Origin of the sequence: Romboutsia faecis, assembly GCF_014323405.1 — a bacterium.
Taxonomy (GTDB): Bacteria; Bacillota; Clostridia; order Peptostreptococcales; family Peptostreptococcaceae; genus Romboutsia_E; species Romboutsia_E faecis.
Genome location: NZ_JACRWE010000005.1, coordinates 146,386 through 159,253 on the forward strand (window position 1 = coordinate 146,386; position 12,868 = coordinate 159,253).

Consider the following 12,868-nt stretch of genomic DNA (forward strand, 5'->3'; position numbering starts at 1 on the left):
ACAATTAGATAATATCATAAAAATAGTATTTTGTATACAAAATTTATAAGTAATTTTGTATTTAAATTTTATAAAAAAATATAAGTTTATTTATCAATTGTATTATTTAGTTCTGTGTTCATATTAATACCCGATATATATACTTTAAAACAGAAAATTGAAAAAAAATTATAATTATTTGGAAAAATTATATCAATAAAAATAGTGTAGATAATTTGAAGATTAAATTAGCATATATGAAATAAAAATGAATAATTATTAAATAGGAGGGGAGGGGATTTTGTGATATCTACAGTAATTCTATTTATAATAGGATTTATACTAATAACTAAGGGTGCAGATATATTTATAAATTGTACAGTTGAAATAGGTAAAAAAACTCACGTTTCAGAGTTAGTATTGGGGGCTACAATAGTTAGCTTTGCTACAACTCTTCCAGAGCTAACAGTATCATTATGCGCATCAATAAATAATCAAACTACAATGAGCTTAGGAAATGCAGTAGGGTCCATAATATGTAATACAGGATTAATATTAGGTCTAGTAGCTTTTATTAGTCCATTTAAAGTAGATAGAAAGATGTTTTTATCAAAATCTACTTTATTATTAATTTCAATTTTGGGACTAGTAATAGTCGGGCTAGATGGTACTGTAAACGAAAAGGATTCTATAGTACTTCTTATTATATTAGCTATATTTATGTACACTAACTATAAAAGTGTTACATCTGAGAAGGTAAGTAAAAGAAGTGTTGTAAATCTGCAAGAAAAGAAAAATATTGATACTAAAGCAGGTGAACTATTAAAAATTATCTGTTTGTTTTTATTGGGTCTAGTAATGATGGTAGTAGGGTCCAGATTATTAGTAGATAATGGCTCAGATATTGCTAAATTTATAGGAATACCTCAGGGTATTATAAGTTTGACAATAATTGCACTGGGGACATCTTTACCTGAATTAGTATCATCATTAACGGCAATAAGAAAGAAGCATCATGCTATATCTGTGGGAAATGTATTGGGTGCAAATATATTAAATATAACATCTGTAATAGCATTATCATCAATACCTAATGATATACCTATATTATCTCAAAATGTAAACATTGATTATCCTTTTATGATAGCTTTAATTCTTATGCTTATACTACCTACGATTAAAAAGAATAAACTTTATAGATTTCAAGGTTTAATGTTATTACTACTTTATGGAGCTTACATAACAACTTTATACTTTATGTATATATCTTAAATTTATTTAAAAATAGTAAAGTATAAGAATTATAAATACATATTTGATTATAAGGTTCCTCAAATTGTGCATAATACATACTAAGAGGTAAAAATACTAATTGCATATTAGCAGAAATAAATATATAATGGATAGGTTAATATTAATTGATTACGGAAAGGATGCAATATATGAATATAACTAAATTTGAAGATTTACCAATTAGCGACAATATAAAAAAAGCAATAGCGGACATGGGGTTTGAGGAGCCATCACCAATACAAGCACAATCAATACCTGTAATATTATCAGGAAAAGATGTAATAGGGCAGGCGCAAACTGGGACGGGAAAAACAGCTGCGTTTAGTATACCTGTATTAGAAACTGTTGATCCAGAAGATAAGAGTTTACAAGCAGTAGTACTTTGTCCTACTAGAGAACTTGCAATTCAAGTTTCAAAAGAAATAAAGAAATTATCTAAGTATATGCACGGAATAAAATCATTACCAGTTTATGGTGGACAACCAATAGATAGACAAATAAAATCATTAAAGGGTGGAGTACAAATAGTAATAGGAACTCCAGGACGTGTAATTGACCATATAAACAGAAAAACATTAAAAATGGATAATGTTAAAATGCTTATATTAGATGAAGCTGATGAAATGTTAGATATGGGATTCAGAGAAGATATCGAAATGATATTAAATAAGACTCCTGAAAATAGACAAACTACATTCTTCTCAGCTACTATGCCAAAGGGAATATTAGATTTAACTAGAAAATATCAAAATGACCCAGAACATATAAAAATAGTAAGAAAAGAAATAACTGTACCAAATATATCTCAATACTATATAGAAACAAGAAATGCTAATAAATTAGAAGTATTATGCAGATTAATAGATGTATATAATCCAAAGTTATCAGTTGTGTTTACTAATACAAAAAGAGGTGCTGATGAGCTAGTAAGTGAATTACAAGCTAGAGGATACTTTGCAGATGCTTTACACGGAGACTTAAAGCAAACTCAAAGAGATATAGTAATGGATAAATTTAGACAAGGTACTATAGACATATTAGTTGCTACTGATGTTGCAGCTAGAGGTATAGATGTAGATGATGTTGAAGCTGTATTCAACTATGATTTACCTCAAGATGAAGAATATTATGTGCACAGAATCGGTAGAACAGGCCGTGCTGGTAGAACAGGAGTATCTTTCAGTTTCGTATTCGGAAAAGAAATGAGAAAGATGAGAGATATAGAAAGATATACTAAGGCTAAGTTAGTTAAGCATAGTATACCATCAGTGGCTGATGTTGAAGAAAAGAAAGTTAGTGCATTCTTTAAGCAAGTTAAAGGAATAATGGATGAAGGTAACCTAACTAAGCAATTACAATGGTTAGAAGGATTCTGTAATGAGTCTGATGTTGAAATAATAGATGTAGCAGCAGCTTTAGTTAAATTAGCTTTAGGTGATGAAGAAAAACAAGAAATAGTAGAAGAGCCATCAAGAGACAGAAATAGAGATAGAAATAGAGATCGTAAAGGTAAAGGTGGAGACACTGGAGCTAAAGAAGGAATGGTTAGACTATTCATAAATGTTGGTAGAAATCAAAGAGTTCAAGCTAAAGATATATTAGGTGCTATAGCTGGTGAAGCTGGAATATCTGGTAAATTAATAGGAACTATAGATATATACGATAAATATACTTTCGTTGAAGTGCCAAAGCAAAATGTTAAAAAGGTATTAGAAAATGTTAAGGATATAAAGATAAAAGGAAATAAAGTTAACATAGAGAAAGCGAATAGAAGAAAGAAGTAGTAAAACAGGAATGTTTTAAATTTGTTTAGTCGCGAAGCGCTCGGGCGTCAATATGAATTGTATAGCATGCAGCTGAAAAAATGCTGCAAATGCTATTGTAATTCCATATTGGCGCCCTTCGCTTTGCGCTTAAACTTAATTTGAAACATTCTATTTTTTATGGGGGAAAGATGAGATATACTTAAAGTTAGTAAAATATTTAGCTTAGGAGGGATTGTAAAGTGAAGATTGTTAGTCAAGGTTGCACCTTAGACTGCTTTGATGCATGTAGATTAAAGGTCCATGTTGAAAATAATAAGGTTATTAAGATTGAAGGTGATAAAGAGCATCCTTTTACGAAGGGATTTATTTGTAATAAAGGTAGAGCTCATTTAGATAGATTGAATCATCCGGATAGAATTTATAATCCTTTACTAAAAATAGATGGAAAATGGGAAGAAATTACTTTTGATAAGGCTATAGAAATAATGGCAGAAAAGCTTAATTTTTATAGAGATAAGTATTCTTCTCAGTCGGTTATGTATTATGAGCAATATGGAAATGGTGGGTTATTGAAATCTATAGGGGATATATTTTTCAATTTCTATGGTGGTGTAAGCAAGCAAAAGGGAGGTCCTTGCTGGAGTGCAGGAATTAAAGCTCAAACTTATGACTTTGGAGATGTTAGAGGTCACTCTTTAGAGGATATGAAAAATAGTAAAAATATATTTATATGGGGAAAAAACCCTGCATATACAACTATACATACTATGCAGATATTACAAAATGCAAAGTTGAATGGATGCAAAGTTATAGTTATAGATCCAATAAAAACTTCAACTGCAAATATAGCTGATTATTATATACAAATAAATCCTGGCACAGATGGAGCGTTAGCAATGGCTATGGCTAAGATTATTATAAAAGATAATCTTTGTGATGAAGACTATATAGATTCTTATGTGATTGGATATGAAGAGTATAAGAATTACCTAGATACTTTAGAATTAGATTATTTATCTAAAGAATGTGGTATTGAGTTAGATACGATTAAAGAATTAGTTAAACTTTATGTCCAAAAATATAGCTCTATTTGGTTAGGTTATGGAATGCAAAAGTATAGAAATGGTGGTAATACAATAAGAGCAATAGATGCTTTAGGAGCAATTACTGGACAAATAGGGTACTCTGGAGGTGGTATTAATTATGCTAATAAAGTGTATCCTTCTATATTAAACACAGATCCTTATTGTAGTTATATTTATGCACAAAATAGAGAGTTTTATGTGCATAAGTTGAGTGAATTTATAGATAATTCTACAAAGTGTACAGTGAATAATGGGGATAACGTTGCCTTAAAGATGGCTGTTATAGTAAAAAGTAATTTATTAAATCAGTTACCTAATCTAAATAAGTTAGAGTCTTCTTTTGATAAGATTGAGTTTAAAGTATGTTTTGATATGTTTATGACAGATACAGCAAGTCGATGTGATTTATTTATACCATGTTCAACAACTCTAGAAAGTGAAGATTTGCTATATAGTTCTATGTGTAATCCTTATATAACTTATAATGAAAAAGCAGTAGAACCAATGAGTAAGTTAATGGATGAATACTATTTCTTTAGAGAGTTAGCTAAAGTTATGAAAATTAATAACTATCCACAGGTATCAAAAAAAGAATATTTAAGTAAAGTTATAGAACCCTTGAAGGTTGTTGATAAATCTATAAACCTAGATAAAATAAAAAATGGATATATTACTATACACAAAAGTATTCCTTGGGAAGATAAGAAGTTTGAAACTACATCAGGTAAATTTGAATTATACTCTAGCAAAGTTAAAAGTTTGGGTATAACACCTATACCAACTTATATTGAACCTAAAAAAATAAGAAAAGGTGAATTTAGATTAATAACAACTCATCATAGAGAAACATTATTTAGTCAACATTATATGGATAAAAAAGGTATTTCTAAAGCATATATTAATGAGAATATGGCAATAATTAGAAAAATAGCCGATAACGAGATTGTAAGCCTTCAATCAGAGAATGGTAAAATAAATGTACAAATAGTAATAGACAATAATGTTAAGGATAATATAGTCCAAATGCATGTTGGATGGTGGAAAAAACATGGTAATCCAAATTTTATCACAAGCAGCAATGTATCAGATTTAGGTGGTCAAGTAACCTATAACGAAACCTTCGTAGACATAATAAAACAAAACTAGTTAAATTTCATTGAAGGATAAAATTTTGACTTAATAGAATTGATTACACGTTATAGTTTTTAATAGTAAGGATATTATAATATCCAATCAACTTAATTTAAGCAACCATGTTTAATTCATTAGTTAAGCAAATTTTATTAGGGGGGAATAATAATGGTAAGATACTCTTTGAATAATAAAAACTTACTAGTTAAGTTTGAAATGACAGAGTTAGATCATCATGTATCAAGAGCTATAAGGGAAGAAATTGATGAAATATTAATGACAAAATCAGTAAAAAATATAATATTTGATTTTAAGAATATTAATTTTATGGATTCTTCGGGAATAGGTGTAATTATAGGTAGATACAAAAAGATCTCTAGCGACAAAGGGACAGTATCAGTGATAAATATAAATCCAAGAGTAAAAAAGGTGTTTGATTTATCAGGAATGAACAAAATAATAAATGTTTGTAGTTCATATGAAGAAGCACTAAGTTCTTTGTAAGGGGGAAAAGTTGATGAGTAATATTATGGAAGTAAAGTTTTCTGCCAAATCTGAAAATGAGAGTTTAGCAAGGGTCATAGCTGCATCTTTTGCAGCAAAGTTAGATCCAACTTTGGACGAGATTGCAGATATAAAAACAGCAGTATCAGAAGCTGTAACTAATGCTATCATACATGGTTACGATGAAGATGAATCAAAATTTGTATATTTAAAATGCAAGATAGAAGGCAATAAAGTAGAAATTATAGTTGAAGATGAAGGACATGGAATAGAAGATGTAGACTTGGCTATGCAACCGTTATATACATCAAAACCAGAGCTAGAGAGATCAGGAATGGGATTTTCTGTTATGGAAAGCTTTATGGATGATGTAAAGGTAAGTTCTATACAAAATAAAGGGACAAAAGTTATTATGCTAAAAAATATAAACTTACCTAAATAAAATCCAAAGAGAATAGAGGTTTTATTATGGGGATAACTGCTAATAAAGAAGAAAAAAAGAAATTGCTAAGCCATGAAGAAACATTAGAGTTAATTGAAAAAGTTCAAAATGGCGATGAAGAAGCCAAGGAAATTTTAATAAAAAATAATTTAGGATTAGTTAGAAGTGTAATAAGTAAATTTTCAAATATAGGTTATGAGAGAGATGATTTATTTCAGTTAGGATCGATAGGACTAATTAAATCTATATATAAATTTGATCCGAAGTTTAATGTAAAATTTTCTACATATGCTGTACCAATGATTTTAGGAGAGATAAAAAGATATCTTAGAGATGATGGTATGGTTAAAGTTTCAAGATCTTTAAAGCAAATAGCTATAAAGGCAAAAACACAAACTGAAGTATTAACCAAAAAGTTAGGGAGAGAGCCATCTATTGAAGAGTTAGCACATGAGCTAGATGTAGAAAAAGAAGATTTAGTAATGGCAATGGAAGCAAATTTCTCTGTCGAGTATCTTCATGGAGTAATTCATGAAGAAGAAGGTTCTCCTATTTGTTTAATAGATAAAATTAGCTTAAAGGGAGAAAATGAAGAAGAAAGAGTAATTGATAATCTATTACTTAAACAAGTATTAGATAAATTAGAAAAAAGAGAAAGACAAATAATTGTATTAAGATATTTTGAAGATAAAACACAAAGCGAAATTGGGGATATATTAAACATATCTCAGGTACAAGTATCTAGAATAGAAAAGAAAGTTCTATCTAAACTAAAATCATATATTAGTTAAAAATATTATAAATATAAGATTGAAAATAAACCTTTAAATAGTTATTTGTATTTAGTGAAATACTAAATAAATAGCTATAGAAAAATAAGGTTTATTTTTTTTTATATAACAAATAATAGAAATAGAGGGAGGTAGCTAATTATGGATGATATTTACTTAATACCTAAGAAGGTTAAACCTTTTAATGTAAATATAAAAAATATATATCTAAAAGATATTTATGCTGTTTACCCTAAGAATAAAGAATCCTTGCTAGATAATATAATACTTCGTAATTATAAAAATAATAATTTAAGGTATGATGTAATACATCTAGGAGAAGTAATAGAGAAAATAAATGAAAAACTTCCTATGGTAAAAATAAACTTTTTAAAGGCTGATGATACAGTAATCTTTTTTGATAGTTGTAAAAAGGATAGAACTAAGTATATAAGAGTAGCCATAGTGTCAATTGTAGTCTTAATGGGGTCTGTAATGGGAATAATGAATTTTCATGCGGATGTAAATATGTATGCATCACAGTATAAAATAGTAGATGTTCTAACAAGAGATGCTAAAAAATATTTGCCATATTTCCAAATTCCATATTCTATAGGAATTGGTGTAGGAGTAGCTTTATTTTTTAATAAATTTATTCCTACATACTCAAAATATGAACCCAGCCCTATGGAATTAAAAATGATTTCTTTAAATAAAGAAATAGAAAATCAGCTAAGAGGAAAAGATCAATAAGATGAATTTATTTTTAGTAATATATGGTGTATCATCGGGAATAATAGTTGGAGCAGGGGTAGTTGCAGTATTAATATTAATAGGTTTAGTTCCTAGAATATCTCATATAACTAATACAAAAGAATTTGTAAACTTATATGAAAGTTTATTAGTTTTAGGTACGTTTTTGGGCAGTATATTATCGCTTCATAATATAGGAATTAGTGGGGGAATAATACTAACTACAATAGCTGGGTTAGCATATGGAGTATTTTTAGGTTTTTTAAGTTCTGGGCTTACAGAAGTAATATATTACATTCCTGTAGTATCAAGGAGATTGAGATTACCAAGTATTTATTTAAAATATATAGTTATATCATTAATTATAGGTAAGGTTATAGGCTCACTCATAGGGTGGGCAATAATTTAAGGAGGTATTGATATGGGAAAAAAAGATGATTATAACAAATATGTAGATCAGGTAAGTCCTAAACCTACTTATGTAAAGAACTATATTCTTGCATTTATAGTAGGTGGAATAATTTGTATGATAGGTCAAGGTATTAATGACTTTTTTATGAAAGTTATAGGATTAGATAAATTAGCAGCATCATCAGCAACATCTATTACATTAATTTTTATAGGGTCCTTTTTAACAGGATTAGGAGTTTATGATTTAATAGGAAAAAGAGCAGGAGCTGGGTCAATAATTCCTATTACAGGGTTTGCAAACTCAATAGTATCACCAGCTATGGAGTTTAAAAGAGAAGGATATGTTCTAGGTGTTGGAGCAAATATGTTTAAAATAGCAGGACCTGTTTTAGTTTACGGGATAGGTTCATCAATATTATTTGGATTTATTTATTATATAGTGAAAATTTTTATATAAGGATGTGAGATAATGAAGAATAAAAGAGTAGGAAGTAGAACTGTAGAGATGCAACATATGCCATCAATTATATCTACAGCTTCTATTGTTGGTCCTAAAGAAGGTAAAGGTCCTCTTAGAGATTGCTTTGATAAAATTTTAGATGACGATTTAGATGGAGAAAAAACTTGGGAATTATCTGAATGTAAAATGATGAAAGATACTATTGAATTAGCTGTAAAGAAATCTGATAAGGGCTTAAAAGAAGTAGACTACCTTATAGGTGGAGATTTAATAAATCAAATATGGCCATTTTCATTTGCTGCTAGAGACTTAGATGTGCCTTTTATAGGTGTATATGGAGCTTGTTCTACTATGGCTCAGAGCATGTGTTTAGGAGCAATGCTAATAGATGGAGGATTTGCTCAAAATGTATTAGCCGGAACTTGTAGTCATTATTGTACAGCTGAGAGACAATTTAGATTTCCTTTAGAGTTAGGAAATCAAAAACCAATGACAGCTCAATGGACAGTAACAGGAGCTGGATGTGTATTATTATCTCAATATGGAGATGGGCCTAAAGTTAAGTATGTGACTATAGGTAAAATTGTAGATAAAGGTATAAAAGATGGAAATAATATGGGGGCAGCAATGGCACCAGCAGCTGTGGATACAATACTAGCTTATTTTAATGACACAAATGATGATCCAAATAGCTTTGATTTAATAGCTACTGGAGATTTAGGAACTGTTGGTAAAACTATAACCTTAGATTTATTAAAGCAAAAAAATCTAGATATATCTAAAGTTTACACTGATTGTGGTTTGGAAATATTTGATTTAAAAGGACAAGATGTTCATTGTGGTGGTAGTGGTTGCGGTTGCTCAGCAGCAGTATTTTCTGGATATATATATGACAAGCTAAAGAAAAAAGAATTTAATAAAGTAATGCTAGTATCAACAGGAGCTATGTTATCGCCAAATAGTACATTGCAAAAGCAAACTATACCTTGCATAGCTAATGCAGTTGTAATAGTAAATGAATAGGAGGGGTTTCTCTTGTTAATGGATTATGTGAAGGTATTTATAGTGGGAGGAATAATCTGTTTAATAGCTCAAATAATGATGGATTATTTTAAACTACAGACACCATATGTAATGGTAACTTATGTAACAACAGGTGTTATATTAACTTTTATAGGATTATATGAACCTTTAGTTGATTTTGGAGGTTCGGGTGCGACAGTACCGATAATAGGATTTGGATACTCTTTAGCAAAAGGAGTAATAAAAGCTATAGGAGAAGATGGATTTCTCGGAATTTTTACAGGAGGTACAATTGCTACAGCAGGAGGTATAGCAGCAGCTATATTTTTTGGGTATAGTATGGCCGTAATATTTAATCCAAAGGCTAAGCCTTGATATATAATAAAAGCGATGAACTAATTAGGTTCATCGCTTTTTTTCTATTCTGTTGGTTCTTCAACCGGTGGAGTAGCTGTTCCACCTCCGCTATTATCAGGTGGAGTAGTTGTTCCGCCTCCACTATTATCAGGTGGAGTAGTTGTTTCGCCTCCACTATTATCAGGTGGAGTAACTGTGCCACCGCCATTGTTACTATTATTGTTACTATTATTGTCACTATTATTGTTGTTGTCGCTATTACTATTATCATTATCTGGTGGATCAGAAGATGTATCATTATTATCTGGAGTTTCTTCTGGAGCCTCTTCTTCTTTAGGTGGCTTAACAACCTGTTGAGAACTAACTCTTCTTGGAGCAGTACCATTTATAAAGGCTGCACTTGAACCAGTTGAAGAAATTCCACCATCTATTAAGTTAATTTTAGCAAAGTATACATTATCTGGTGCAGTAAAGTGTGCCTCAGTTAGATTTGCATGAACTCTTTTCATAACTGTAGACCATAACTTAGCTGCGCTTCCACTACTTCCAACAACTCCTTGACGAGGTATTGTTTTTTGTGTATTAGGGTCTTTTCTACCTGCATCATCACCTATATAAGTAGATGCAACATAGTATGGTGTATATCCTACAAACCATGCATCTAACTTACCATTAGTAGTACCAGTCTTACCAGCAACATCGATTTTACCACCTATAGAAGCAGTTCCACCGATACCTTCTGTTACAACAGCTTTTAGCATATCTGTTATAACGAAAGCTACTTCTGAACTTACAACTCTATTTTCTTGTGGACTAGCTTTCACTAGTAATGTACCATCATAAGTTTTTATAGTACTAAATATAGTAGGTTCTATATAAACTCCTCCGTTGGCAAGAGTACCGTATGCAGAAGCCATTTCTAATGGAGAAACACCATATGTCATACCACCAAGTGTTAAGGCAGGGAAACGTCTATCTCCTTCATTTATATCACCAGTTTTACTATCTTTTAGAGTTGAAATACCAAAGTTCTTTAAGTAATCAAGCATTACATCTACGCATTCTTCATAACTATCGCCTAACATTTCAGCTGTTTTTACTGCTATTGTGTTAGAAGAATAAGCCAATGCTTTACGTAAAGACATGTATCCACTTCCAGCAGTTGTAGTACTTGGATTCCATTTTGCATTTTGACTAAATTCATATCCTCCTCTAGCATCACTTAAAGAATCAGCTTGAGTGATTTCTAAAGTATCTATAGCAGGAGTGTATACTGATAAAGGTTTTATAGTAGAACCAGGTTGTTGTGCAGTAGTGGCTCTGTTTAGAGTCTTTCTTCCTTTTATATGTCTACCACCAACAAGTGCTTTAATCTGACCTGTTCTATAATCAAGTATAACCATTGCAGATTGAGGTTGAACTACACCAGTTCCGTTGTCTCTAGTTTGTGGGAAATTAGAGTTATCTTCATATTCTTCTTCTAATACATCTTGCATACTAGAATCTATAGTAGTTTGTATATGTAAACCACCATTACGGAATAAATTATCTGCCTCATCCCAAGTATGACCTTGATTCATTAAAGCTTTTACAACTTCAGATTCTATAAGGTCTTGAACTGAAGAAACAACAGGATCTTCAACTTTAGGTAATTTAATTTCTATTTTTGCAGCTACAGCCTTATCATGTTCTTCTTGAGTTATATACCCAAGTTCTAACATTTTACCTAAAACCACTTCTTGTCTTGCTTTGGCCTTAGGATTAAGAACAGCTTTTCTAATTATAAGTGTACCTGCTCTAATTTGGTCAGCTGTATCACTATCAATAAGTTTCCATGATACTAACTTTGGAAGCATATTTAAGTCAATATCAGTTGAGTCATCCCAATCATCATCAGCAGTATGTGTGTATAATAATATTTTGTTTTCTAAATCTTCTTTAGTTTCAGTACCATCTAACTTATCAGCATTATAAGCTTTGTAAGCTGATGGATTTTTAGTTGAACCTGCAAGTAGTGCAGCTTCTTCTAGCTCTAAATCTATAGCTTTTTTGCTAAAGTACCCTTGAGCACCAGCTTCTGCTCCAATAAGTCCTCTACCCACAGAAAAGTTATTTAAATATGCTTCTAATATTTCTTCTTTAGATAAAGTTTTACTCATTTCATAAGCATAGTAGATATCTTTTACCTTACGAGGTAAAGTTTGCTCTGAAGATGTTAGCAACATTTTAGAAACCTGCATAGGTATTGTACTACCACCTTGAGTCTTTCCTAATAAAGTTTTAACTGCAGATCTAGCAAGACCTACAATGTCAACACCATTATGCTCATAAAAACGCTCGTCTTCTATAGCTACGATAGCATTTTTTAGATGAGGAGACATGTCATCAAGAGAAACTGGTTCTTTTTTATTAACACTAGGAGCATTAGATAATAAATCTCCATTAGCATAATAAATTTTTGTAGTTTGGTAAGTTTTTTCATCTAATAGCGCTTTTGTAACAGGTTGAACATCTTTAAGAGATGAAAATACCAACCCAGTTCCTACGGCAGCAACAACTACCAATAAAGCTAAAATAAATACTCCTGTTAATCTAAAAAATCTAAATTTATCTTTTTTATTATTTTTCTTTCTAGATTTTGTTCTACTATTATTTTCAGTAGAGGAGTTGTTAGGTTTATTAGTGTTATTAGAGGAACTAACCTTTTTTCTTCTTATCTTATTTTGGTCTTCATTATTGCCATTATTCATAAGTTAAACCTCCTTACTTAATGCAATATTATAACATATAAATCCACACTTTTGTAAAATATAGATAAAAATGAATAGAGTGTCACTTTCTGGATAAATATAATACTACATTTATTATAATATAAAAAAGATTAAAATAGCCTT

The 12,868-nt window shown here is 30.3% G+C and carries 12 protein-coding genes; 11 read left to right on the forward strand and 1 reads right to left on the reverse strand.

The features are described 5' to 3' along the window. Positions 1-282: 282 nt before the first annotated feature. From H8923_RS12155 to spoVAE, 11 genes are all read left to right on the forward strand, one after another. Positions 283-1,251, forward strand: a complete 969-nt coding sequence (locus H8923_RS12155; protein WP_187127936.1) for a calcium/sodium antiporter — start codon at positions 283-285, stop codon at positions 1,249-1,251. A 170-nt stretch (positions 1,252-1,421) separates the two neighbouring features. After that, positions 1,422-3,056 (forward strand): DEAD/DEAH box helicase, encoded by a 1,635-nt coding sequence (locus H8923_RS12160; RefSeq protein WP_153971865.1) that lies wholly within the window; start codon positions 1,422-1,424, stop codon positions 3,054-3,056. Between the two features lie 221 nt (positions 3,057-3,277). Further along, a complete protein-coding gene (locus tag H8923_RS12165) occupies positions 3,278-5,269 on the forward strand; it encodes a molybdopterin-dependent oxidoreductase (protein ID WP_187127937.1) in 1,992 nt (663 codons plus the stop codon). A gap of 153 nt (positions 5,270-5,422) precedes the next feature. After that, complete coding sequence (gene spoIIAA, locus H8923_RS12170) at positions 5,423-5,758, forward strand: anti-sigma F factor antagonist (RefSeq protein ID WP_153971864.1); 336 nt, start codon at positions 5,423-5,425, stop codon at positions 5,756-5,758. 13 nt (positions 5,759-5,771) lie between these two features. Further along, positions 5,772-6,200, forward strand: coding sequence for an anti-sigma F factor (spoIIAB, locus tag H8923_RS12175; protein WP_153971863.1), 429 nt, complete (start codon positions 5,772-5,774; stop codon positions 6,198-6,200). 26 nt (positions 6,201-6,226) lie between these two features. After that, positions 6,227-6,991 (forward strand): RNA polymerase sporulation sigma factor SigF, encoded by a 765-nt coding sequence (gene sigF, locus H8923_RS12180; protein ID WP_153971862.1) that lies wholly within the window; start codon positions 6,227-6,229, stop codon positions 6,989-6,991. A gap of 141 nt (positions 6,992-7,132) precedes the next feature. Further along, a complete protein-coding gene (locus tag H8923_RS12185; RefSeq protein ID WP_153971861.1) occupies positions 7,133-7,723 on the forward strand; it encodes a stage V sporulation protein AA in 591 nt (196 codons plus the stop codon). Between the two features lies 1 nt (position 7,724). Then, complete coding sequence (locus H8923_RS12190) at positions 7,725-8,132, forward strand: stage V sporulation protein AB (RefSeq protein WP_153971860.1); 408 nt, start codon at positions 7,725-7,727, stop codon at positions 8,130-8,132. A 12-nt stretch (positions 8,133-8,144) separates the two neighbouring features. Then, the gene (gene spoVAC / locus H8923_RS12195; RefSeq protein ID WP_153971859.1) at positions 8,145-8,591 is read left to right on the forward strand and encodes a stage V sporulation protein AC; all 447 of its coding nucleotides are present in this window, start codon (positions 8,145-8,147) and stop codon (positions 8,589-8,591) included. A 12-nt stretch (positions 8,592-8,603) separates the two neighbouring features. Further along, positions 8,604-9,617, forward strand: a complete 1,014-nt coding sequence (gene spoVAD / locus H8923_RS12200) for a stage V sporulation protein AD (protein WP_153971858.1) — start codon at positions 8,604-8,606, stop codon at positions 9,615-9,617. A gap of 12 nt (positions 9,618-9,629) precedes the next feature. Further along, complete coding sequence (gene spoVAE, locus H8923_RS12205; RefSeq protein WP_147539886.1) at positions 9,630-9,992, forward strand: stage V sporulation protein AE; 363 nt, start codon at positions 9,630-9,632, stop codon at positions 9,990-9,992. Positions 9,993-10,036: 44 nt separating this feature from the next. On the opposite strand, the gene H8923_RS12210 is transcribed toward spoVAE, so the two are convergent. Beyond that, positions 10,037-12,724 (reverse strand): transglycosylase domain-containing protein, encoded by a 2,688-nt coding sequence (locus H8923_RS12210; protein ID WP_153971857.1) that lies wholly within the window; start codon positions 12,722-12,724, stop codon positions 10,037-10,039. Positions 12,725-12,868: the final 144 nt, after the last annotated feature.

Bases quoted from the DNA above. Each gene is read 5' to 3' on its own strand.
- H8923_RS12160 (WP_153971865.1), top strand. From the start codon at position 1,422: ATGAATATAACTAAATTTGAAGATTTACCAATTAGCGACAATATAAAA.
- spoIIAA (WP_153971864.1), top strand. From the start codon at position 5,423: ATGGTAAGATACTCTTTGAATAATAAAAACTTACTAGTTAAGTTTGAA.
- spoIIAB (WP_153971863.1), top strand. From the start codon at position 5,772: ATGAGTAATATTATGGAAGTAAAGTTTTCTGCCAAATCTGAAAATGAG.
- sigF (WP_153971862.1), top strand. From the start codon at position 6,227: ATGGGGATAACTGCTAATAAAGAAGAAAAAAAGAAATTGCTAAGCCAT.
- H8923_RS12185 (WP_153971861.1), top strand. From the start codon at position 7,133: ATGGATGATATTTACTTAATACCTAAGAAGGTTAAACCTTTTAATGTA.
- H8923_RS12190 (WP_153971860.1), top strand. From the start codon at position 7,725: ATGAATTTATTTTTAGTAATATATGGTGTATCATCGGGAATAATAGTT.
- spoVAC (WP_153971859.1), top strand. From the start codon at position 8,145: ATGGGAAAAAAAGATGATTATAACAAATATGTAGATCAGGTAAGTCCT.
- spoVAD (WP_153971858.1), top strand. From the start codon at position 8,604: ATGAAGAATAAAAGAGTAGGAAGTAGAACTGTAGAGATGCAACATATG.
- H8923_RS12210 (WP_153971857.1), bottom strand. From the start codon at position 12,724: ATGAATAATGGCAATAATGAAGACCAAAATAAGATAAGAAGAAAAAAG.